Source organism: Pseudomonas sp. PvP027 (assembly GCF_017833005.1).
In the GTDB taxonomy this organism is placed as follows: domain Bacteria; phylum Pseudomonadota; class Gammaproteobacteria; order Pseudomonadales; family Pseudomonadaceae; genus Aquipseudomonas; species Aquipseudomonas congelans.
The window spans coordinates 3,202,065-3,223,978 of record NZ_JAFIBK010000001.1; the positions used below are offsets into that span (position 1 = coordinate 3,202,065).

Annotated in this window: 18 protein-coding genes, 1 tRNA gene and 1 pseudogene; 9 read left to right on the forward strand and 11 right to left on the reverse strand. The window is 59.5% G+C overall.

The genetic code is table 11. The features are described from left to right. Nucleotides 1–55: 55 nt before the first annotated feature. The 9 genes from JOE33_RS13570 to JOE33_RS13610 form a co-directional block, all read right to left on the reverse strand. Nucleotides 56–2,956, reverse strand: a complete 2,901-nt coding sequence (locus tag JOE33_RS13570) for a DUF927 domain-containing protein (protein ID WP_209924086.1) — start codon at nt 2,954–2,956, stop codon at nt 56–58. Then, on the reverse strand, nt 2,953–3,234 hold the full coding sequence (locus tag JOE33_RS13575; RefSeq protein ID WP_005771372.1) for a DUF3077 domain-containing protein: 282 nt from the start codon (nt 3,232–3,234) through the stop codon (nt 2,953–2,955). Before JOE33_RS13575 ends, JOE33_RS13570 begins: the two co-directional genes overlap by 4 nt. Next, nucleotides 3,231–3,512, reverse strand: coding sequence for a hypothetical protein (locus JOE33_RS13580; RefSeq protein ID WP_122409367.1), 282 nt, complete (start codon nt 3,510–3,512; stop codon nt 3,231–3,233). Before JOE33_RS13580 ends, JOE33_RS13575 begins: the two co-directional genes overlap by 4 nt. Then, nucleotides 3,509–3,667 (reverse strand): hypothetical protein, encoded by a 159-nt coding sequence (locus JOE33_RS13585; protein ID WP_209924087.1) that lies wholly within the window; start codon nt 3,665–3,667, stop codon nt 3,509–3,511. Before JOE33_RS13585 ends, JOE33_RS13580 begins: the two co-directional genes overlap by 4 nt. Before the next feature lie 455 nt (nt 3,668–4,122). Beyond that, complete coding sequence (locus JOE33_RS13590) at nt 4,123–4,731, reverse strand: hypothetical protein (RefSeq protein WP_209924088.1); 609 nt, start codon at nt 4,729–4,731, stop codon at nt 4,123–4,125. Further along, on the reverse strand, nt 4,728–4,994 hold the full coding sequence (locus JOE33_RS13595; RefSeq protein ID WP_046463814.1) for an AlpA family phage regulatory protein: 267 nt from the start codon (nt 4,992–4,994) through the stop codon (nt 4,728–4,730). Before JOE33_RS13595 ends, JOE33_RS13590 begins: the two co-directional genes overlap by 4 nt. A gap of 77 nt (nt 4,995–5,071) precedes the next feature. Continuing rightward, complete coding sequence (locus tag JOE33_RS13600; RefSeq protein WP_209924089.1) at nt 5,072–6,001, reverse strand: hypothetical protein; 930 nt, start codon at nt 5,999–6,001, stop codon at nt 5,072–5,074. Nucleotides 6,002–6,244: 243 nt separating this feature from the next. Next, nucleotides 6,245–7,480, reverse strand: coding sequence for a tyrosine-type recombinase/integrase (locus tag JOE33_RS13605; protein ID WP_209924090.1), 1,236 nt, complete (start codon nt 7,478–7,480; stop codon nt 6,245–6,247). A 167-nt stretch (nt 7,481–7,647) separates the two neighbouring features. Further along, nucleotides 7,648–7,724 (reverse strand) — tRNA-Arg (locus JOE33_RS13610). A 168-nt stretch (nt 7,725–7,892) separates the two neighbouring features. On the opposite strand from JOE33_RS13610, the pseudogene JOE33_RS13615 reads away from it, so the two are divergent. The 5 genes and pseudogenes from JOE33_RS13615 (at nt 7,893) to JOE33_RS13635 (ending at nt 14,589) form a co-directional block, all read left to right on the forward strand. Beyond that, nucleotides 7,893–9,169, forward strand: a pseudogene (locus tag JOE33_RS13615) (FAD-dependent monooxygenase). 44 nt (nt 9,170–9,213) lie between these two features. Then, on the forward strand, nt 9,214–9,849 hold the full coding sequence (locus JOE33_RS13620; RefSeq protein ID WP_187626242.1) for a LysE family translocator: 636 nt from the start codon (nt 9,214–9,216) through the stop codon (nt 9,847–9,849). Nucleotides 9,850–10,135: 286 nt separating this feature from the next. After that, the gene (gene gabD / locus JOE33_RS13625) at nt 10,136–11,578 is read left to right on the forward strand and encodes an NADP-dependent succinate-semialdehyde dehydrogenase (RefSeq protein ID WP_003367662.1); all 1,443 of its coding nucleotides are present in this window, start codon (nt 10,136–10,138) and stop codon (nt 11,576–11,578) included. A gap of 179 nt (nt 11,579–11,757) precedes the next feature. Next, nucleotides 11,758–13,038 carry a 4-aminobutyrate--2-oxoglutarate transaminase gene (gene gabT / locus JOE33_RS13630; RefSeq protein WP_187626243.1) on the forward strand — a complete coding sequence of 427 codons (1,281 nt, stop codon included), beginning with the start codon at nt 11,758–11,760 and terminating at the stop codon, nt 13,036–13,038. Nucleotides 13,039–13,197: 159 nt separating this feature from the next. Beyond that, the gene (locus tag JOE33_RS13635; protein WP_187626244.1) at nt 13,198–14,589 is read left to right on the forward strand and encodes an HDOD domain-containing protein; all 1,392 of its coding nucleotides are present in this window, start codon (nt 13,198–13,200) and stop codon (nt 14,587–14,589) included. Between the two features lie 467 nt (nt 14,590–15,056). On the opposite strand, the gene JOE33_RS13640 is transcribed toward JOE33_RS13635, so the two are convergent. Both JOE33_RS13640 and desA read right to left on the reverse strand, forming a co-directional pair. Next, nucleotides 15,057–16,055: a sensor domain-containing diguanylate cyclase gene (locus JOE33_RS13640; protein WP_032613485.1), complete on the reverse strand. Its 999-nt coding sequence runs from the start codon at nt 16,053–16,055 to the stop codon at nt 15,057–15,059. 129 nt (nt 16,056–16,184) lie between these two features. Next, nucleotides 16,185–17,369, reverse strand: a complete 1,185-nt coding sequence (gene desA / locus JOE33_RS13645) for a delta-9 fatty acid desaturase DesA (protein ID WP_010431143.1) — start codon at nt 17,367–17,369, stop codon at nt 16,185–16,187. A 153-nt stretch (nt 17,370–17,522) separates the two neighbouring features. Here desA and dibA point away from each other — a divergent pair, with 153 nt between their 5' ends. The 4 genes from dibA (at nt 17,523) to cysT (ending at nt 21,902) form a co-directional block, all read left to right on the forward strand. Further along, nucleotides 17,523–19,442 carry a phosphodiesterase DibA gene (gene dibA / locus JOE33_RS13650; protein WP_187625332.1) on the forward strand — a complete coding sequence of 640 codons (1,920 nt, stop codon included), beginning with the start codon at nt 17,523–17,525 and terminating at the stop codon, nt 19,440–19,442. A 201-nt stretch (nt 19,443–19,643) separates the two neighbouring features. Further along, nucleotides 19,644–19,823, forward strand: coding sequence for a sulfur starvation response protein OscA (gene oscA / locus JOE33_RS13655; RefSeq protein ID WP_003367675.1), 180 nt, complete (start codon nt 19,644–19,646; stop codon nt 19,821–19,823). 152 nt (nt 19,824–19,975) lie between these two features. Next, nucleotides 19,976–20,986 (forward strand): sulfate ABC transporter substrate-binding protein, encoded by a 1,011-nt coding sequence (locus tag JOE33_RS13660; protein ID WP_003413883.1) that lies wholly within the window; start codon nt 19,976–19,978, stop codon nt 20,984–20,986. A gap of 94 nt (nt 20,987–21,080) precedes the next feature. After that, nucleotides 21,081–21,902: a sulfate ABC transporter permease subunit CysT gene (gene cysT, locus JOE33_RS13665; protein ID WP_003401602.1), complete on the forward strand. Its 822-nt coding sequence runs from the start codon at nt 21,081–21,083 to the stop codon at nt 21,900–21,902. The last annotated feature ends 12 nt before the right edge of the window (nt 21,903–21,914 follow it).

Genomic DNA, 21,914 nt, shown 5'->3' on the forward strand with positions numbered 1-21,914 from the left:
AGCGGCTGGCGAGGCCGGGAATCAGCCGGCGCTACCTCGATCAGCAGGCACGCCCTTAGGCGGCCCGAGCCTCGCTTTCAGCCAATCCCGGAATCGTCTTCACGACGTAACAGCGTTGCGTGCCCAAGCCGGGTAGTCGGACCAGAGTCGATGCTTTGCCGTCGTTTCCAGGCTCAATGACGCCGCGCTGCAGCAGTTCCTTGTTCACTGCGTTGATGTTCATGCCCCGGAATATCTCCGAGCGCCATGACTCGGGCAGCACGTAGTAGGTGTTGGTGGTGTGCAGCGCATCGCCCAGGCCGTGTTCCATCGTCTTGCGAAAGCCAAGCCTATCGATGGTGCGCGGACCGTGTTCGTCGACCTTCGCCGCCGCTGATTCCCAGCGTGTAAAACGGCTCTCGCCGAAGCGCTCAATGACCTGGCGCAGTCGCGCCAAGATCGCATCACCTTCGAAGTTACCGGCACCCCCACGCTCGTTCATCCACGCGTTGAGGCACACCCGAGCAGCGGTTGTCGCGGTGCCGTCGGGCCAGCCTGTTATGCCCATTGCCGTGGCCAATTCACCCGCTGCAGCGGCGAGGCCAAAGCGAGCGGCGGCACGGTGAGCTTGTCCGCTCGCCGACGCGGGCAAGGATTTGGCGATAAAGCCTTCCAGCGTGCGGCGCAGGATGGCGGACCAGGCGTGACGTTTATCAGGCTCGCACAAGGCTGTGAGAAAGGCGGTAAGCGGTGTGCCGTAGTATTTGGCGACCCGCGCTTTGAGCGCGTCCGACAGCGCCGCTGCATCATCAAAACCGTTCAGCGCGTCGAACATGCCCAAGCCTTTGCTGGCATCGGCGGGGACCGCGAGCATGCGCACCTCCATGCCCGCCTTGAGTTCCTTGTTCGCTTCGGCCATGTGTTGGGCGAGCGTCTTCTCGCCGGTGGAGAGGAACAGCAAACGCCACTCCTGCACCTGTCGGCCTGCCTGGCCTCGATCATTGGCCCGTGCCTTGCCGGTGCCGTTGCCGAGCATGTACACCGTCTCGCCGATGATGCGCGGATCGCACATGCCAATCTCGTCCAGCACCAGCATGCCGTCGGAGTGCGCGGCGGCGATGGATTCCAGTGCGTTGTCGGTCGAGCGCCACGAACGCACTAGGCGCGGTCCGCCGTAAATCGATGCGGCGACCTGCAGGTGAGTTGTCTTGCCGCCTGAGCTATCGCCGTACAGATGAAAGCCGCCCGACTCATGACCCAGCATGTGCAGCAACGGGCCCGCGAAAGCCACGCCGACCACAAACGCCAGGCGATGGTTGCCCACGCATAATGCGCCGATCTGCTCCTGCCATTGCTCAAGCGTTCCCGCTTCGCTGATCGGCGGCAGTTGAGATCCGGCTTCGTAGAAGTGCAAGTGTTCGCTGTGGATGCCGACCTGTTGTTCCGGTAGGAGAAAGGCGCTGTCGTGCCAGCCCAGGCGAGTGACCAGTCGTGCCCGCTGCGCGCTGTCGAAACCGCCGAGGTAGCTCTGCAGGTCGTTGCGTGCGTTGCGGCCTGATCGGCTGCCAGCCAGGCGCAGGCCCATGTCTACCAGCGGGCCAAGTACGTCCTTTCCGAAATCGCCGGTCATGGTGCGCGCCGGAATGTTCCAGCGCTTCTTGGCCCCGTCGGGGTCGTCGAACTCCACGAGCAGGCCCCAGTTGTGGCCTTTGTCATCGCGGGTGCGGGCGAGGATCTGCAGAGGCGAACACACCGGGCGCGCTTCGCCGTCGTCGCCCGCGTAGAACACACCTTCGGGTGTCAGACGAAACCCGCCAGGCATCAGGTCGTTTTTCGGTTTCGCAGGGCGCTTGGCCGTTGGCTTCGTCTTCGCTTTCGGAGCGGGTTCGGGCTCCTCCGGTGCGGACGGTTCTTCTACCGAAACAAACAGCTCGCCACTGCGCTCTAGCTCCGCGAAATGGGCAGCTCTCCAGCCTTTGGCAGGAGCGTCGGCGGCATCATCGCCGTTGTCCCATTGGCCACCTTTGGCGAAAGCAGCGCGTTCGTTTTTCATCGTGGGCTTGCGCTTGAACACTTCCAACGCGATGAACCTAACCGAGCCTGCGCCGATCTCGCGCAGCTTGTGGGCGACGGCGTCCATGCAGGCTTCTCCGCTGTCGTCGTTGTCTGGCCACAACAGCACGTCGCGGCCTTTGAGCGGTGTCAGGTCTGCTTTATGCCAAGAGTTCGAACCGTTCGGCCAGCAGGTGGCCACGTGGCTCGGCATCAAATCAGCCGCTGCGTCAGCTGCCTTTTCGCCCTCGCACAAGACCACCGGCGCATCGGCACGAAGCGCCAATTCATCCAGGCGCAGAAGCGGTCGGGGCTCGGGCAGTCCTTGCCAGCGCCATTGGGTTGTTTCGCCATCGCTGCGTTTGCACCAGGTCAGCGGCGCAAAGACCTTCTTCGGTTTGCCGTCCTCATCGGGGCCGAGGTCGAACCGGTACAACGCCATGAGAGGCTGACCCTTGTCATCGCGATAAATCCAGACCTTGGACGGTGCCCCGTGCTGCCGGTGTTTAACCGGGCATTTGTTCATCGCCTCGGCCGGGATCGGCGCAATGGCGATCCACTCAGGGGCTTTGCTTTTGGCAGGTGCGGGTTTGGCTGGCTCGGAGTCAGCAGTTACGCCAAGCAGATCCGCCAGTTTGTTGCAGGCCTCGACGTCAGTGCCGCCGTCGATGTAGCGCACCAGGTCGATCAAATCGCCGCCCTTGTCGCCGGTCGCGAAGTCAGACCAGGTGCCTTTGCTGACACTGATTTTCAGAGAGCCCGCACGCTTGTCCGTCCGGGTGGGGTTGGGTGCGGTGTACTCTTTGCCGCCGTCCACTCGCTTCCCGTTCGGGAGCCAGTGCGCCAGGACCTTGTCGATGTTGCGCAGGGCAGCAGATTTCACTTGTGCGAACGAAGGACGCTTTTTCGTGCTGGAGGCGCTCATGGGCGATCCTCCGTTGGGAACTGCAGGCTGGTGGTCACGTCATCAATGATGGCCTTGACCATATCGCCCAAGTAATGGGCAGCCCATGCCGCGCTGCTGTCGTCGTTCATGCCCGCTTGAAGCGTCAGTTTGTTGATGCAGTCAGTCAGCACGGAGGCGTGTTCTAAAGCCTCTTCGCAGGAAACGCCCGCGTTGACGCTAAACAGTGGTTGGTTTCGGGCGTTGTATTTGGCAAAGGCAGTGTGCCCGGTGGTGTTGCCTTGGAAGGATGCGCTCACAGGCCACCTCCTTGCGCTGGACCGCGGACCAACTCGTCTGCGTGAAGCGCCAGGGTTCGTATCAAACCCAACGTGCCGCGCACGTCCCAGAGGGCGGCGGCAATGACGTGGTTGGCCAAGCTCGGCCCGTCATTTTCAAACTGGTCTTCAAGCAGTAACAGCACCGAACTGGCGCGGTCAACGGCGCAGGTAATGGCGTCGATGGGTATCCCGGCGTCCGCTGTCGGATTAACGCAGAGCAGATCTTCGGGCAGGGAAAAACTCAGGGCGTTGTTCATTGGGCACCCCCTGCTGTTTCCAGGGCGCGTGCTTTGGTCATGTGAGCGTTGTAGCGGGTAAGGCGTGTAGCGAGGCTGGAGTTGGCGTGTAAAGCGGCGAGAGCCATTGCGCGATGCGCAGCGGCGCGATTTTTGAACGGATTTAGGGCGTGCATGGGTGGAGCTCCTTCTTAAGTAGGAACTGCCACGGTTCGTCGCCAAACGAATTGGGGTGGCAGCTGTGCGCAGGTTGGCGAACCGGGTAAGAAGGAACCCGGCAGACCCGAAGGTCTCCCACGCACAGCCACCATAAAACGGGAATGCGGGCACAAAAAAAGCGCCTGCAATCGTAATAGGGGCGCCTGTGCGCCTTCTTAAACTCGGGTCGCCAAACCCGGTCGCTGAATTTGCAGCGACGGCCAGAGAATAACGTCCGGTTTTGGGATGTGCAACTGTTTGAGCGACTTGCACTCGCGCTCGATGCGAAATACATTTGACGTGCATGTAGATTTACCTCAACGCCTCCGGTTGCCCCCGGAGGCGTTTTTGTTGGTGCGTGCGTCGAGTCGGTGACGCGATGGCCTTGGGCTCTGGTGCCGAACAAAGGCGAGCAGATCGGGCAGGGGGGGCGTCACGCCGCCCGCACTTCGGTGTCGAATAGCGGTGCGGGGACCTCGCCTTTCAGCCATGCGAGAATTTTCTGATCCTCGTTGCATCGATCTCGGTGCATGATCGTCAAGCGCTCGCGGCGCTCGGCGATGCTTTGCTCGACGTACGCAGCCAGGTCGTCTTTCAGGCGCATTTCGGTGTGTAGCTTTTTGCTGTCGGCTTGCTCAGTGGCGAGATCAGCAGCCAGATAGGCTTGCCAAAACTTCGCTTCATTGGCAAAACCGCCGGACTGGTCGACTAGCCAGTAAGTCACCCAGTCATTGAGGCCGACCGTGCGCAACGCCCTACGGCGTCCTTCTTTCATCGCGAAATGGCCTGTGCCATGCACGCAGGCAAACTCACGACGGATTTCGTGCGCACGAATCCACTCGGGTACATTCCACGGGTTCGGTTTGATAGGCAGTGCCATGCCATCCGGATTGAAAAAGATCGCTTCCTGCTCCAGGCCATTCCAACTGACGCCCGCGATGGTGCGACTTTTCCAGTTGAGTTCGCCCGGCTTGTAGAGCTGAAAACCGATGCTGTAGGCGTCGATGAAAGGGCCGTTGCTCTTTGGGAAACGATTGCTCATGCGGCCACCTGATCGCGAGCAGCGATGCGCGCTCGCGTCCATGCCTGAACTTCCCCCAAGACCCATGCAACGGGCGCACCTCGGGCGTTGCTGTTGCTCAGTTTTACTGGGAGCGGAAAGCCGCTGTCTTGTTGCTGCATCAGCTTGTAAATCGTGGGTCGGGCGAGGCCGACTATCGCAATGACTTCGCTGATGCGAATGAGCGTGGTAGCTGGATCACGAGCTGGGGGCGTGGTGCTGATTGCTTGCAGAGGGGATGACATAGCCGTGCCTATATGGTGAGAGACAGGCACAGACTAGGGAGGCGGAAAAAAGCAAACACGGTTTGCTTTTAAGAAATTTACCGAGGTAAATAGCCACAGGTGACCAGGTATTTTTTGATGGTTGGCTCAGACGCTATACCCTGTTCCACCAATGCTCGTTTTAGTGTTCGCTCTGAAATAGCCGGGTTGCCAAGAATGAGACGGTCGGCAGCTTTGCAAATGCGCTTGCGCAGGTCCGCTGCGTTCTGCTGCTTTACCGAGTCCGGGTGGCTGTTGGCCCTACCAGCCGCCGCGCCTCTTTGCGAAGCTTGAGCGGAAAACGCATTGGTCAGCGCCTTATTCAGCGCTTTCCTTAAAAAGTTGGCCACATTGAAATTACCCTTCGCTACGTCGACCTCTTCAACCTGCTTGAAGATGCTCGCAAGCATGAGCGCTTTGTCGGCCTCGCCCATGAAGATGCGAAAGGATTCACGAGCGTCAATCTCCGCACCCGGATGCTTTAGCCGCTCCTTACCTACCAGTGCGCAGTACCTATCAGGATCTGTGGCTTGCATTTGGGCGATGAGATCGACATCGAGCTCGAAGACGTAAAGTTCCGTTTCAAAGAGCCAGTTAGCGAGTACCTGGACAGCTTGAACGCTCTGCACCAGAGCGTAAGTTGCTACGAGTTGCGAGTCAGCATCGTTGCGGTCAACGCCAAGAAATCCTCTCATGACACTCGGCAGCGCCCCGGAATCTCTATAACTGGCCTGGTCCTCAATCTCATCGCGAAGTCGGAACATCGTGGCCACTACCGATCCTGCTCGGTCAGGGTAGCTGCCATCCTCAAGCCAGAATGACGTGGCGTAATTGGCCACGTCTAGAGCCTCTTTGAAATGCTCACGAAATTGCGGATACAGCGCTAACTCATGCACGGCCTGTTCGATGTCGTCGAGTTCCTCAAGCAAATTGCTGACATCGCATCCAGCAATTTCAAGGCAACCAACCGGCATATTCTCATTGTCCATCGACCGCCCCTTGGCCCCGGCTCGTGTCACATTTACAGCGGTTCGGCAGTACCACAGGTCGGGCCAGCAGCGGGGTTGCTGGAGCAGTGTTGTTACACGATTCGGCCTCGTAACACGTCGCAATGTGTCGGCCACCGCGTCGTGTAACTTTAGATAATCCTATTATAATCAAAGGTTTAAATATGTTCGCTACACCTGTAACACGAGTAACACCGCTTTTGGAGGGGGTATGGAATTGAGATCTCATACGGCCTTTCCAAATTGGCCTTGGACAACGTTGCCAGATGCTAGCTCGTCAAGATGATCGGCATACCACTGCATCATGACTTTACGTTGAGGTAAATAAACCGCCTTGTTGTACACCCCTGCGATTCCTTCCTTCGCATGGGAAAGCTGCGCTTCAATATGATTTTCATCAAAACCCTGCTCGTTAAGGATCGTGCTTGCGATATGACGGAAGCCATGACCTGTTTGGCGTCCGCCATAACCGAGTCTCCGTAACGCCATCAGAAAAACGGTATTGCTGCGGGGTATAGTCCTATCTTTCCTGCCTGGAAACAGCAGTGGGTATGCTCCTGTAAGCGAGCGCAATTCATTGATTGCTTCAACAGCTTGGCGGGATAGGGGAACCACGTGTTCACGCCGACGCTTCATGCGTTCGGCCGGGATCGTCCAGAGCTTTTTATTGAGATCAATCTCTGACCAGCGTGCTTCTCGAATTTCACTCGGGCGTGCGGCCAGCAGCGCAAGCAAGCGGAGCCCCAAACGAACATCCTTTGCATGAGGGTAAGAATTGATCGCACGGAGCAGTGCGGGTAGCTCTTCTACTGACACGTGCGCGTAGTTTTCGGCGCTACGGGTCTGAAGGAATTTGTTGAGACCTTCGAGAGGATTGTGGATGGCTCGCCCGGTTACACGAGCCAGGTCATAGATCTCTTTGCAAGTGGCTCGGACTCTGCCCATTTGGTCAATGATCCCTTTCTGCTCCATGCTGCGCAGGAACTCCATCCATTCAAGAGGCAGTATCTCGGTATAAACCCGCTTCCCAAATATTGGAAACGCATGCAGCTCCAGAGCACCAATGATTCTCCGGGCGGTGCCTGCTTCCCAGCTCGACCGTCTGGAATCGAACCATTCCCGTGCTAGCGCTTCGAAAGTGTTATTGGCTGCCTCCAGGTCAGCAGCTCTCCTCGCCTGTTTGCTGACTAGCGGATTTTTTCCATTGGATGAGTCTTCGCGCAGTTGTGCAGCCTTCTGTCTAGCTAGAGAGCCGCTGACTTCCGGATAGCCGCCTAGCCCTAGCCAAGACCATTTTCCGTCTGGTTTCTTGTAACGCAATTCCCAAGACTTCTGGCCATTTGCTTTGACTCGAAAGTACAAGCCGTTGCCATCTTGCTCCCGATAGGTTGCATCCTCTGGTTCCAGCCCGGAGAGGGTTGTGTCAGCTAGCGGGCGACGTTTGATGTCAGTACGTTTCACGGCTTGTATGCCTCCTGTTCAAGGAATTGCAAAGCATACACGTGGGCATACACGGCGTGAAGGTATAGGGGTGGATCGCTATGGATAGCCAGAGACAACAAAGCCCGCACAGGGCGGGCTTCTTAGGGGGATTCGTAGACTGTATGAGACAGGTCTAGATTGCTATATGGTGCACCAGGCGGGATTCGAACCCACGACCCCTGCCTTCGGAGGGCAGTACTCTATCCAGCTGAGCTACTGGTGCGACGCGGGCGCCATGATACTCACATGGGTACGGGGCGTCCAGTTGCGGGCGGTGTGCGACACAAATGATCCAACGCGCCCTGCATTTCGCCATCAATGAGCCTTTCATCACCCCACACTCACTGCCGTCCACAAAGGAACAGACCTGCGCTTCCGGCACGGCTGTGTGGTGGTGCATGATGCTCCCCATACCACTCCGTCAGTTCGTGCTCACCGAGGGCCTCTTATCAATCAGTTCAAAAGCATCGAGTGCAGCCCGTGCCGCGTTCTTATTACCGGGGCCAGTATCGCGGGTTGTGCCGCGGCCTGGTGGCTGACGCAGCGCGATTGCGATGTCACGGTTGTCGAGCAGGCGCCTGCCTTTCGCGATGGCGGGCAGAATGTGGATGTGCGGGGCGCGGCTCGGGAGGTCTTGCGCCTGATGGGGCTTGAGCAGGCGGTGAAGGATCTCAACACCGGCGAGACGGGGCTTGCGTGGGTCGATGAGGATAACCGTACGGCGGCGCGCATTGATCTGGCTGGTCTGGACGGAGACGGCCCGACGGCCCGACGGCCGAGCTTGAGGTGTTGCGCGGTGATCTTGCGCGTCTGCTATATGAGGCGTCGTCTGCCGATGCGTTCTACCGCTTTGGTGATCGCATCGTCTCGGTCGAGCACGATGCGGAGGGCGTGTCAGTCACGTTCGAGGGCGGTGGCGAGGAGCGTTTTGATCTGCTGATCATTGCAGAAGGTGTCGGTTCGCGCACGCGGGAGCTGGTGTTCCCCGGCGAGAATCAACCGCGCCGGATGGACCTGGCCAGCGCGTTCTTTACTGTGCCTCGTGCGCCGACCGATAGCCAGACCGCGCGCTGGTATAACGCGGTGGGCGGTCGCAGTGCGGGCGTTCGTCCGGACAATCGCGGTACGACGCGTGCGTTCTTTAATGTGCACGGCCGAAGCCACCTGACGGTTGGCAACAGTGTTGCCGAGCAGAAGGCGTTTCTTCGGGCGTCGTTTGCAGGCGCGGGCTGGGAGGTGCCTCGTCTGCTGGAGGGGATGGAGGCTGCGGAGGACTTCTGGTTCGATGACTTGCGTCAGGTGAAGATCGATCGCTGGTCGAATGGCCCGGTGGTACTGCTGGGCGATGCCGCTTGGTGTGTCACGCCGCTGGGTGGGGTCGGTGCTTCGTTGTCGCTGATTGGCGCGTATGTGCTGGCGGGTGAACTCACCAGAACCGATACGATTGCAGAGGCGCTTGCCTCGTACGAATATGTCCTGCGCCCTGTGGTGAAAAAGTCGCAGAGCGTGCCGAAACTTGTTCCGCGTCTGGTCCATCCTCGCAGTCAGACCGGGGTGAAGATCCTACGCGCCGTGCAGCGGTTGGTGGCAACGCCCTTTATCAGCAAGCGTGCTGCCAGGGCGCTGACCCCGGCGGTGCAGGCTTTCACGCTTCCGGATTATCGATAGCGCTACAGGCGTGGGTTAATGCCTGCGCCACAGGGAGAATAAAAATGGAATCGCTACAACAGTGGCTCAGCTTCGCGATGATCGCTTTGTTCGTCACCCTCACACCGGGGCCAGCGGTGATCATGGCGCTGTCGAACTCAATCACCCACGGCCCGGCGAGGGCGATGGTCGGTTCGCTCGGCAACGCATTGGGGTTGATCGTGGTCGCCACGGCGGTAACGGCCGGGCTGGGCGCGGTTCTGGTAGCGTCCGCCAGTGCCTTTCTGGTGCTGAAAATCGCAGGCGCGGGGTATCTGGTTTATCTGGGGATCAAGCAGTGGCGTAGCGCGCGCAGTGCTTTTGATGCACTGGCCAACGTGCCCAAGGCGGTGTCCACAGGCAGCCTGTTTATCAAAGGCATCTCGGTGGCGCTGACCAACCCCAAGGCGATCCTGTTTTTCATCGCGTTTCTGCCGCAGTTCATCCAGCCCGGCACCTTTCAGGTGGAGCAGACGGGGGTTCTGATCGTGACCTTCGCCGGCTGCTCTGTGGTTGCTCACATCTTTTATGTGCTGCTGGCACAGAGGCTCAAGCGCCACCTCAATTCGGCCCGCAGGCGCCAGAACGTCAATCGGGTGTTTGGCGCGTCGTTCATTGGTCTGGGGTTGAGCCTGTTCACGTTGAAGGGCAGGGCAGCCTGACTCTACTGCAGCGGGAAAATCCCTCCGCACCTTGGCTCGACGCTGATCGAAAAACCACACATCTCCCTGCGCCCGTTCTTTTTTTCGAACGGGCTATTGTCCTTTCCCCCCGCAATGCCTAGGATTCGTTTGAGATTTCAAACGCTCTTGTTCGGTCTTCCTGCCTTCATGCGTTGCGCAGCGCTGGAACCCGATGGAATGTTTTCCTGACGATGGCTTCCAACTGGGGTGCATCGATATCAATTGTTCGCGTCGCCTGTCGGGCGATGCTGTTTAGGAGGCCGACATGCAGCTCAAAGATTCCACACTGTTCCGCCAGCAAGCCTACATCAACGGCCAATGGCTGGACGCGGACGGTGGTCAGTCGATCAAGGTCAACAACCCCGCCAACAACGAGATCCTCGGCACGGTGCCAAAAATGGGCGCAGCCGAGACGCGTCGGGCGATTGAGGCGGCTGACAAGGCGCTGCCGGCCTGGCGTGCGCTGACTGCCAAGGAGCGTGGCAACAAGCTGCGCCGCTGGTTCGAGCTGATGATCGAGAATCAGGACGATCTGGGTCTGCTGATGACGCTGGAGCAGGGCAAGCCGCTGGCAGAAGCCAAGGGCGAGATCACCTACGCCGCGTCGTTCATCGAGTGGTTCGCCGAAGAGGCCAAGCGCGTCTATGGCGATGTGATTCCTGGTCACCAGCCGGACAAGCGCCTGATCGTGCTCAAGCAGCCGATTGGTGTGACTGCTGCGATCACCCCGTGGAACTTCCCGGCGGCGATGATCACCCGCAAGGCCGGTCCGGCACTGGCGGCGGGCTGCACCATGGTGCTCAAGCCTGCGTCGCAAACGCCGTTCTCGGCACTGGCTCTGGCTGAACTGGCCGAGCGTGCGGGTATCCCCGCGGGCGTGTTCAGCGTGGTGACCGGCAGCGCAGGCGATATCGGTGCCGAGCTGACTGGTAACCCGATCGTGCGCAAACTGTCCTTCACCGGCTCGACCGACATTGGTCGCCAGCTGATGGCCGAGTGCGCCAAGGACATCAAGAAGGTTTCCCTGGAGCTGGGCGGTAACGCGCCTTTCATCGTGTTCGACGATGCTGACCTCGACAAGGCAGTCGAAGGCGCGATGATCTCCAAGTACCGCAACAACGGCCAGACCTGCGTGTGTGCCAACCGCATCTACGTGCAGGACGCGGTGTATGACGCGTTCGCCGAGAAGCTCAAGGCCGCAGTCGGCAAGCTGAAGATCGGTAACGGCCTGGAAGAAGGCGTCACCACCGGCCCGTTGATCGACGACAAGGCGGTGGCCAAGGTCAAGGAACACATTGCCGACGCGGTCAGCAAGGGTGCAACCGTGCTGACCGGTGGCAACAGCCTGGAAGGCTCGTTCTTCGAGCCGACCATTCTGGTCAACGTGTCGAAAGACGCCGCCGTTGCCCGGGAAGAAACCTTTGGTCCGCTGGCCCCGCTGTTCCGCTTCAAGGACGAGGCTGAAGTGATCGCGATGGCCAACGACACCGAGTTCGGTCTGGCGTCGTACTTCTACGCGCAGAACATGAGCCGCGTGTTCCGTGTCGCCGAGGCGCTGGAATATGGCATGGTGGGTATCAACACCGGCCTGATCTCCAACGAGCTGGCACCGTTCGGCGGTATCAAGTCGTCCGGCCTGGGCCGTGAAGGCTCCAAGTACGGCATCGAAGATTATCTGGAAATCAAATACCTCTGCCTGTCGGTCTGACCGACACTTGGGTATTGCAGCCGATGATGCGCGAGAGCGACGTGTCATCGGCTTTTGTTGCACCGCAGTTTCCTGGTGGCCTGAAGGCTGCAGCAGTCGATCATCGTATGCTGCCGCAGTTGATCCGGTCCGCTTGATCCTTGACCCACGCCGACCGATGAGCGGCGAATGAGGAATACATGAGCAAGACTAACGAATCCCTGATGCAACGCCGCCATGCAGCCGTCCCGCGTGGCGTTGGTCAGATCCACCCGATCTTCGCTGCTTCGGCGAAGAACGCGACCGTTACCGACGTGGAAGGTCGTGAATTCATCGACTTCGCGGGCGGTATTGCCGTTCTCAACACCGGTCACCTGCACCCGAAGATCATCGCTGCCGTGCAAGAACAGCTGACCAAGCTGAGCCACACCTGCTTCCAGGTACTGGCCTACGAGCCTTACGTCGAGCTGTGCGAAAAAATCAACGCCAAAGTGCCAGGCGATTTCGACAAGAAAACCCTGCTGGTGACCACTGGTTCCGAAGCAGTAGAAAACGCCGTGAAGATCGCCCGTGCTGCGACGGGCCGTGCGGGCGTTATCGCCTTCACCGGCGCCTACCACGGCCGCACCATGATGACCCTGGGCCTGACCGGCAAGGTTGTGCCGTACTCGGCCGGCATGGGTTTGATGCCGGGCGGAATCTTCCGCGCGCTGTACCCGTGCGAACTGCATGGCGTGAGCGTTGACGATTCCATCGCCAGCATCGAGCGCATCTTCAAGAATGACGCCGAGCCCAAGGACATCGCCGCAATCATCATCGAACCCGTGCAGGGCGAGGGTGGTTTCTACGTGGCACCGAAGGCCTTCATGCTGCGTCTGCGCGAGCTGTGCGACAAGCACGGCATTCTGCTGATCGCTGACGAAGTACAGACCGGCGCTGGCCGTACCGGCACGTTCTTCGCGATGGAGCAGATGGGCGTCGCGGCTGACCTGACTACTTTCGCCAAGTCCATCGCAGGCGGCTTCCCACTGGCGGGCGTGTGCGGCAAGGCTGAATACATGGACGCCATCGCACCCGGCGGTCTGGGCGGCACGTATGCCGGTAGCCCGGTGGCCTGCGCTGCGGCACTGGCGGTGCTGGACATCTTCGAAGAAGAGCACCTGCTGGAGCGCTGCAAGGCAGTTGGCGAGCGTCTGGTGACCTCGCTCAAGGCGATGCAGGCCAAGTACCCGGTTATCGGTGAAGTGCGTGCATTGGGTGCGATGATCGCCGTCGAGCTGTTCGAAGGCGGCGAGTCGCACAAGCCTAACGCCGCGGCAGTGGCTCAGGTGGTTGCCAAGGCACGTGACAAGGGTCTGATTCTGCTGTCCTGCGGTACTTACGGCAACGTGTTGCGTGTGCTGGTGCCGTTGACCGCCGAAGACGAATTGCTGAATCGCGGCCTGGCCATTCTCGACGAATGCTTTGCTGAAATCGCGTGAAAAGTGCGAAGTCATGAATTGATTAATTTATGACCAAACAGACAAAAAAAGCCCGTTTCGACGGGTTTTTTTTGCTCTGGAGCAGGGTATTTCGCTGTTTTGGGTATATCCGGACGTTTGCATTGGCTAAGGTGATCGCATTGACATCGGAGAGTCATGATGACCGCTGTAGTTTTGCCCGCCGTTCCTCGCGTACTGATAGCCGAGTCTGATCCGTGGGTTCGCGAGACGCTCAGCGATCTGGTGCTGGGCGTGCGTGCGGATATCGAGCTGGAGATGTGCACCGATGGCAAACAGGCCGTCGAGTGGATGAAAAAACACCTGCCGGACCTGATCATCGCCGCCCGCGAACTGCCGGGGATCGACGGCCTGAGCCTGCTGCGGGGCGTGCGCAATCTGCGTCGTCAGCCCGCCATCCCGTTCATTCTGATCAGCAATCGCAATGACAGCGCCAGCGTACGCGAGGTCGTGCCGCTGGCTCCGACTGCCTACCTGACCAAACCTCTGAACACCGAAGGACTGCGCCAGCGCCTTGAAGGCCTGTTGCTGGAACACAGTGCCCCGGTTGCAGGTGCGGTGCCCGCGCTGACGCCGGGTCTGACCCTGACCAAGTTTCTCGACAAACGCCGTGACATAGCCGATGGCGCGCCGCTGTTCGTGGATGTCGCCACGGCGGTGAAACTCAGCCAGACCGCCAGCGGCATCGACGTCACCTTGCTGGAGCAGGAGCTGCGCAACGACCCGCACATCACCGCTGTTTTGATCGCAGCCGCCAACACGGCGGCGCAACACCTGGGCAAGCCGATCCAGACCATGGGCGGGGCGCTGGCCATTCTCGGGCCGGTGCAGGGCGCCAATATCGCGTCTGGCCTGGCCAAAAAGCGCATGGCGGTGCTAACCAACGATGCGTTGCTGGCCAAGGCCCATGAACTCTGGACCCTGTCGCAGCGCACGGCTGATTACGCACGCATTCTGGGCGGCATGCTGGAGCTGGATGCGGAGCGCTGTTTCTGTGCCGGACTGTTGCAGTCGCTGGGCGACCTGGCGGTATTGGGTTGCCTGCAGGAGTGGCTGCTGGCTGGCGGCCAGCTGGATGAGCAGGTGATCGGGCAGTTTCTGGAGCAGTATTCCGCTGCCTTCGGTTCTGCTCTGCGCACCCGCTGGCGTTTGCCGCTGGAACTGCGTGAGCTGATCGCTGCGGTGTATCAGTACAACACCGGCATCTACACACGCGAAGTACTGGCAATGAACCTGGCGGGGCAGATGGCGCGTCTGGGCGAGGAAGAAAGTGTCACCACGCTGATCAAGACCAAGTCGGCCAAGCTGTTGAAGCTGAGCGTGGGTGACTTGCAGCGCCTGCGCAAGAAGCTGACCGGGGTGACGGATCCGAGTTTGCTGAGGCCGCTGCCTACCGAGCCTGAAGCTGCTGTTCAGGCGGCAGAAGAGGAAGACGAGCCCGACTTGCTCGACCTGGCACCTGAGGCACCTGCTGAAGAACCTGCTGCGATAGAGGATTCGGACGGCGCTGTTCAGGGTTCGCCCGAAAAGTAAAAACCCACCGACGCCTTCGCGAGCAAGCTCGCTTCCACAAGGTACCGCATACTCCTGTAGGAGCGAACTTGTTCGCGAAGGCTATATTCCAAACGCAGCCAATGCATTGAATGTACCGCCCTCTTCGCGGACAAGTCCGCTCCTACAAGGCCCCGCGTACTCCCGTAGGAGCGAACTTGTTCGCGAAGGCTATATTCCAAACGCAGCCAATGCATTGAATGTACCGCCCTCTTCGCGGACAAGTCCGCTCCTACAGGGCATCGCGCACTCCTGTAGGAGCGAACTTGTTCGCGAAGGCGGTATTCCTGACGCAGAAAATCCATCGACTGCACCGGACTCTTCGCGGACAAGTCCGCTCCTACAGGGCACCGCGCACTCACACAGGTGTATGTACTCCAACTGAAGGGGCAGCAGTACGCCTTGTTCGCGAAGGGGCCAGTTGTGCTTTCTACATTCGAGAAGGCATTTCAGACCAGTACGATCTGATTCTTGCCCTGGCGCTTGGCCTGATACATCGCGGCGTCGGCGCGGCCGTAGAGGGTTTCGAGGCTTGGGTCGTCCGGGCCCAGATTGGTCAGGCCCTGGCTGGCAGTGATGCTGAACGTGGTGCCACCGGACTGGAAGTTCTGGCGCTGGATCTCGCGCTGCAGGCGCTCGGCGATCTGCATGGCCATGTCCGGCGCGCAGCCGGGGAATACCGCGGCGAACTCTTCACCACCGATACGCCCGAACAGGTCACCACGCCTCAATGCCGAACGACCGCTTTCGGCGATGCGTTGCAGCACGGTATCGCCTTCCTGGTGGCCGTAGGTGTCGTTCACCAGCTTGAAGTCATCGATGTCCAGCAGCAGAAACGCCAGCGGCGTGCCATTGAGGCGAGCCAGTTCGAACTCGCGCTGGGCACATTCGAAAAAGTGCCGGCGATTGCTGCTCTGGGTCAACACATCGGTGGTCGCCAGGCGTTGCAGCTCATCCTCGAGGTGCTTCTTCTCGGTGATGTCTTCGGCGATGCCCACCACGATCAGACGCTGGCTGGCGTCGGCGCGATGACTGACGAAACATTTGTCGCTGAGCCAGCGCACTTCGCCATCCGCACGAATGATCCGGTACTCGCGGTCCTCAATCGAGCCTTTCTCGATGACCTCGTTCAGGCTGCGCTCGGCGTAGTTCAGGTCATCAGGGTAGATGCTGTCGCGCCACTCGCTGTAGTCAGCCAGCAGCAAGCCCGCCGAACGACCGAAGATGCGCTCGTAGGCCGGGCTGACATAGATCATCTGCTGGGTTTCCCAGTCGAACGCCCACAGAACAGCGTTCACGCTCACCAGCAACGAGCTGAACAATTGTTCGCGCTCGCTCAGGCGTGCGACTTCTGCCTGAGCGTGCATCAGGGCTAACAGGGTTTCTGCGGCTGCGGGCATATCAGTGATCGGCGTGCCGGGTAGGGAGGTGGGAGGCTGCTTTTCCATAAGAACCATCTCAAGCGTTTACGGCCAGTGAGGCGCCCTATCCCGATTGGCGGGAAAGTTGATGAGATAGACAGGGAGGGGATAAGTTCCGGGACCGGCGCGCCAGGGGATGGCGCGCCGATCAACGGTTCAAGCGTGGGCGGGGCGTAGCGAGTAGGTTTTCAGCTGGTCGGCGAACTCGCGCAACGAGTGAATGCCGCTGGCTTCGGCTTCGTGAATCCACTCTTTCATGGCAGACAGCATGTCGTGACCGTTGCTGCTGGTCTTTACCCAGATCTGCTGCAGGGCCAGACGCTTTTCATAGATCACCTTCAGCGCATGGCTGTGTTCCAGCATGGTCTGGATACGCAGGTGATGCTTGTCATCGAGCAGGCTGGTCTCACGCGACAGCAGGCGCTTGGCACGGCGGAACTGATGACGCACCGACTCGTCGGCCTTGGCCAGCTCTTGGCTTACCAGAGGGGCGATGACCAGCTTGCGGTACTGCGCCATGATCTGGAAACGGTTGTTGAGGATCGCCATCGCGGTGTCCATGTCCAAATGGCCCTTGCCTTCGACCCGATGGGCGATAGGCGCGACCCGCTGGACCTTGGCCAGACCCAGGAAGCTGAACACCTTGATCCACGCCCAGCCCATGTCGAATTCCCAGGGTTTGACCGACAGCTTGGCCGAGTTGGGATAGGTGTGGTGGTTGTTGTGCAGCTCTTCGCCGCCGATCACGATGCCCCACGGCACCAGATTGGTGGCCGCGTCGCGGCATTCGAAGTTGCGATAGCCGACGGCATGACCCAGACCGTTGACCACACCGGCAGCCCAGAAGGGAATCCACATCATCTGCACGGCCCAGACCGTGATACCGAGGGCGCCGAACAGCGCCACGTCGATGACCGCCATCAGGGCGATACCCAGCAGCTTATAGCGCGAATACAGATTGCGCTCGATCCAGTCTTCCGGGCAGTTCTTGCCGTAGATACGCAGGGTGTCCTGGTTCTGCGCTTCCTCGCGGTACAGCTCCGCGCCCTTGCGCAGTACAGTGGACAGACCCTTGACGACCGGGCTGTGCGGGTCGTCGACGGTTTCGCATTTTGCGTGGTGTTTGCGGTGGATGGCTGTCCACTCGCGGGTATTCTGGGCAGTGGTCAGCCACAGCCAGAAGCGGAAGAAGTGTTTCAGACCCGCATTGAGCTCAAGTGAGCGGTGGGCTGAATAGCGGTGCAGATAGACCGTAACGCCGATGATCGTTATATGGGTCATAACCAGCGTGACCGCTATTAACTGCCAGACGGAAAGGTCGAGCAAACCGTTGTACCACATAGGCTGTTTGGCCCTCGTAGAAAAACCTGTGAAGAAAAAAGTCGCAACAGCATTATCACTGACATTGCTCAGAAAACCAGCCACCCTTGCAGATAAGCGTCGCAGGATGTTTCTTGCTTTATAATCCAGACCTTTCGCAAGGCTCGGTTTCTTATGTCCGATTATTCCCGTAACGCGCTGCGAACCGCCGTTCTGTATGGGCTGCTGTCGATTCTGTGGTTCGCGACAGGCAGCGCCCTGCTGTCTTTTTTCGTCAAGGATCCGGCTCGACTGGCCGTCGGACAACAGATGATCGGTTACGGCTGGGCGCTGCTCAGCACCGTCATGATCTTCATTGCACGTGACAGATTGAAGGCCATCGTCGGCGGTGAAGCGCTGTTCGAGCGTCAACAGCAGGACTATGACCGACTGCTGTTGGCGGCGGTGGTGTTCGACAGCACGCGTGAGGGCGTACTGGTCAGTGATGCCGAAGGGCGCATTGTCCATGTAAACCGTGCTTTTGTGGACATCACCGGCTATCAGGCCGACGAGGTGCTGGGTTTCAACCCCAGCAAGTTCAAGTCCGGTCGTCATGGCCCCGAGTTTTATCGGCAGATGTATCACTCGCTGCAGAGTGCCGGGCAGTGGAGCGGCGAGATCTGGAACCGGCGTAAAAGCGGCGAGATCTATCCGCAGTGGCAAACCATCCGCAGCATCAAGGGTGAAGACGGGCAGGCCAGGCATTTTGTCGCGGTGTTTTCCGACATCACGGCCATCAAGCGCTCCGAGCAGGAGCTGGCGCAACTGGCCCATTACGATGCGCTGACCGAGTTGCCCAATCGCCTGCTGCTGACCGATCGTATCAGCCAGGCGCTGACCTCGGCGCGCTCCAGCAAGCGCGGCTGTGCGCTGCTGGTGGTGGACCTGGACAACTTCCGGAACATCAACGACAGCCTTGGCCACAACATCGGCGACGAAGTGCTCAAGGCGGCTGCCGAACGTCTCAATGCGCTGGCCGACAGCGGCATGACAGTCGCACGGCTGGGCGGTGACGAATTCGCGCTGCTGGTCAAAAACTGTACACACATGGTGCATGCCGCAGCGCTCGCGCAGCAGGTGATCAATGCCTTCAAAGCGCCGTACCCCATTGCCGGACATCAGTTGTTTGTCACTGCCAGTATCGGTATCAGCCTGTTTCCCGGTGATGCGCTGACTGCCGAGCAATTGTTGCGCAATGCCGATTCGGCGCTGTTCAAGGCCAAGAACGACGGCCGCGAAGGGTTTGCGCTGTACACCGAAGAGCTGACCGCCCACGCCCAGCAACGGGTGCAACTGGCCAGCGAGTTGCGCCAGGCAATCGAGCAGGACGAATTGCGGGTGTTCTACCAACCGGTTTACGACCTGGTGAGCGGGCGTATTTGCGCGGTCGAAGCGCTGGTGCGTTGGCAACACCCGACCCGTGGCATGGTGTCGCCTGGCGACTTCATCCCTATAGCCGAGCAGAACGGGCTCATCGCCGATATCGATGCCTGGGTATTGAATACCGCCTGTCGGCAGATGCAGGCCTGGCTGGCAGACGGCGTTTCGATTGCGTCTGTCGCGGTCAATGTGTCCAGCCGTCTGTTCAGTCGTGGTGATGTCGATCGGCAAGTGGCCAAGGTCTTGAACGAGACCGGTCTCGATCCGGCATTTCTTGAGCTGGAAGTCACTGAAAGTGCCGTCATGGAGGATCCTGAACAGGCCATCGAGCAATTGCATCGCCTGCGTGAACTGGGCCTGAGCCTGGCCATCGATGATTTCGGCACAGGCTACTCATCGCTTCTGCGGCTCAAGAGCATGCCGGTGCAGAAACTCAAGATCGACCAGGGTTTCGTGGCCGGGCTGCCGGGCGACGTGGATGACATCGCGATTGTAAGGACAGTCATCGCGCTGGCTTCGAGCCTGGGCATGCGTGTACTGGCGGAAGGGATCGAACACGCCAGTCAGGCTTCATTTCTGTTGAGCAACGGTTGCGAGTTGGGCCAGGGCTACTGGTTTGCCCGGCCCATGGCGGCGCAGTCGATTGATTGGACGCACGCGCCTGCATTCAACTAGTTCAGCCCCTCACTGATAACGCGGGTCAGGGTGTGCAATGCACCCTGACAGACTCACGCCGCTCTAAAGTCTTTTTGGTTATATCTGCATTCTTAAATAGTCTTTTTAAGAATATCCGCACCTCACTATTATTGCCTCACCGCCATACGCCAGCGCCCCCAGTCGCGCAGGCAGGCCTCTCACTTCTCAAGGAATAAGACAATGAGCGCATCTCTACGTAGTGTCGACGGTCAGGACGAAGCAGCCATTCTGCGTGAAATTCAGAGTGCGTTGCGTGACCTGCGTTTTGGTGCCGTCGAAATCACTGTGCACAACGCACAGGTGGTGCAGATCGAGCGCAAGGAAAAGTTTCGTTTGCAGAACCCTGCCAAGCAGAACTGAAGCGGCAACCACCCGACTGGTCAACCGGAGGGTTTCATCCTGACTCCTGATACCCCCCTGAAAAAAAGCAGCGCGCCCGTGCGAATGCCGTTCTGACGCGCCAAGAAGAAATCAAAAAAGCCAACACACAGCATTTCCAGGAGCTTCAATCTATGTCCATTCGCCGTTTTGCGCTGGCTGCTCTCGCCAGTGCTGTTTTCGCAGGTTCGGCTGTCGCCAAGGATTACGAACTGCTCAACGTGTCCTACGATCCGACCCGCGAGCTGTATCAGGACTACAACGCAGAATTCGTCAATTTCTGGAAAAAATCCCACCCGGACGACAAAGTCGAGATCAAGCAGTCCCATGGCGGCTCGGGCAAGCAGGCGCGTGGCGTGATCGACGGCCTGCGTGCCGACGTGGTGACCCTGGCACTGGCCGGTGACATCGACGAAATCGCCAAGCTCGGCAAGACCCTGCCCGAAAACTGGCAGACCCGCCTGCCGGACGCGAGCACGCCGTACACCTCGACCATCGTGTTTCTGGTGCGCAAGGGCAACCCGAAAGGCATCAAGGACTGGGGCGATCTGACCAAGGAAGGCGTCTCGGTGATCACCCCCAACCCGAAAACCTCGGGCGGTGCGCGCTGGAACTTCCTGGCAGCCTGGGCCTACGGCCTGAAGGCGGGCGGCGGTGACGAGGCCAAGGCCAAGGAATACGTGCAAACGCTGTTCAAGCACGTGCCGATTCTGGATACCGGCGCACGCGGGTCGACCATCACCTTCGTCAACAACGGTCAGGGTGACGTGCTGCTGGCGTGGGAAAACGAAGCGTTCCTGGCGCTGAAAGAAGACGGCGGCAAGGACAAGTTCGACATCGTCGTACCTTCGCTGTCGATCCTTGCCGAACCTCCGGTCGCCGTGGTCGACAAGAACGCCGAGAGGAAAGGCAACACCGAAATCGCGACTGAATACCTGAAGCACCTGTACAGCAAGGAAGGTCAGGAAATTGCTGCGAAAAACTTCTATCGTCCACGGGATGCCGAAGTGGCCGCCAAGTACGAGAAGCAATTCCCGAAACTTGATCTGGTGACCATCGACAAAGACTTCGGTGGCTGGAAAACTGCGCAGCCGAAGTTTTTCAATGACGGCGGCGTGTTCGACCAGATTTATCAGGCGCAATAAGCCGAATGAGGATGCCGCACGAGCGGCATCGCAGGTTTGGCCAAACAGCCCGGATTGACGTCCGGGCTTCGTGCAAGTGAAACCAGGGACTTTTATGTCGCGTCGTATCTCCCCCGTCATACCCGGCTTCGGGCTGACGCTGGGCTACACCTTGGTGTACCTCAGTCTGATTGTGCTAATACCGCTGGCCGCCATGTTCGTACATGCCGCGCAGCTCACCTGGGATCAGTTCTGGACCATCATCACGGCCCCTCGCGTGATCGCGGCACTCAAGCTGAGCTTCGGCACCGCCTTTTACGCAGCTCTCATCAACGGTGTGATCGGCACACTGCTGGCCTGGGTGCTGGTGCGCTACACCTTCCCCGGCCGCAAGGTCATCGATGCGATGATCGACCTGCCGTTCGCCCTGCCGACCGCTGTGGCCGGTATCGCCCTGACAGCGCTGTACGCGCCCAACGGCTGGGTCGGCCAGTTCGCAGCTGATCTGGGTTTCAAGATCGCCTACACCCCATTGGGTATCACCCTGGCGCTGACCTTCGTCACCCTGCCGTTCGTGGTGCGCACCGTGCAGCCTGTGCTGGCCGACATCCCCCGCGAAGTCGAAGAGGCCGCTGCCTGCCTGGGCGCCCGTCCCCTGCAGGTGTTCCGCCATATCCTCGTGCCGGCGTTGCTGCCTGCCTGGCTGACCGGCTTCGCCCTGGCGTTTGCCCGTGGCGTCGGCGAGTACGGTTCGGTGATTTTCATCGCCGGCAACATGCCGATGAAAACCGAGATCCTGCCGTTGCTGATCATGGTCAAACTCGACCAGTACGACTACACCGGCGCAACCGCTATCGGCGTGATGATGCTGGTGGTGTCCTTCATTCTGCTGCTGCTGATCAACCTGCTGCAGCGGCGCATTGAAACCCCATCCTGAGGAGGCGCAGAA

Bases quoted from the DNA above. Each gene is read 5' to 3' on its own strand.
- oscA (WP_003367675.1), top strand. From the start codon at position 19,644: ATGAGCGCATCTCTACGTAGTGTCGACGGTCAGGACGAAGCAGCCATT.
- JOE33_RS13620 (WP_187626242.1), top strand. From the start codon at position 9,214: ATGGAATCGCTACAACAGTGGCTCAGCTTCGCGATGATCGCTTTGTTC.
- JOE33_RS13595 (WP_046463814.1), bottom strand. From the start codon at position 4,994: ATGTCATCCCCTCTGCAAGCAATCAGCACCACGCCCCCAGCTCGTGAT.
- cysT (WP_003401602.1), top strand. From the start codon at position 21,081: ATGTCGCGTCGTATCTCCCCCGTCATACCCGGCTTCGGGCTGACGCTG.
- JOE33_RS13640 (WP_032613485.1), bottom strand. From the start codon at position 16,055: ATGGAAAAGCAGCCTCCCACCTCCCTACCCGGCACGCCGATCACTGAT.
- JOE33_RS13590 (WP_209924088.1), bottom strand. From the start codon at position 4,731: ATGAGCAATCGTTTCCCAAAGAGCAACGGCCCTTTCATCGACGCCTAC.
- gabD (WP_003367662.1), top strand. From the start codon at position 10,136: ATGCAGCTCAAAGATTCCACACTGTTCCGCCAGCAAGCCTACATCAAC.
- JOE33_RS13570 (WP_209924086.1), bottom strand. From the start codon at position 2,956: ATGAGCGCCTCCAGCACGAAAAAGCGTCCTTCGTTCGCACAAGTGAAA.
- desA (WP_010431143.1), bottom strand. From the start codon at position 17,369: ATGTGGTACAACGGTTTGCTCGACCTTTCCGTCTGGCAGTTAATAGCG.
- gabT (WP_187626243.1), top strand. From the start codon at position 11,758: ATGAGCAAGACTAACGAATCCCTGATGCAACGCCGCCATGCAGCCGTC.
- JOE33_RS13600 (WP_209924089.1), bottom strand. From the start codon at position 6,001: ATGGACAATGAGAATATGCCGGTTGGTTGCCTTGAAATTGCTGGATGC.
- JOE33_RS13635 (WP_187626244.1), top strand. From the start codon at position 13,198: ATGACCGCTGTAGTTTTGCCCGCCGTTCCTCGCGTACTGATAGCCGAG.
- JOE33_RS13580 (WP_122409367.1), bottom strand. From the start codon at position 3,512: ATGAACAACGCCCTGAGTTTTTCCCTGCCCGAAGATCTGCTCTGCGTT.
- JOE33_RS13585 (WP_209924087.1), bottom strand. From the start codon at position 3,667: ATGCACGCCCTAAATCCGTTCAAAAATCGCGCCGCTGCGCATCGCGCA.
- JOE33_RS13660 (WP_003413883.1), top strand. From the start codon at position 19,976: ATGTCCATTCGCCGTTTTGCGCTGGCTGCTCTCGCCAGTGCTGTTTTC.
- dibA (WP_187625332.1), top strand. From the start codon at position 17,523: ATGTCCGATTATTCCCGTAACGCGCTGCGAACCGCCGTTCTGTATGGG.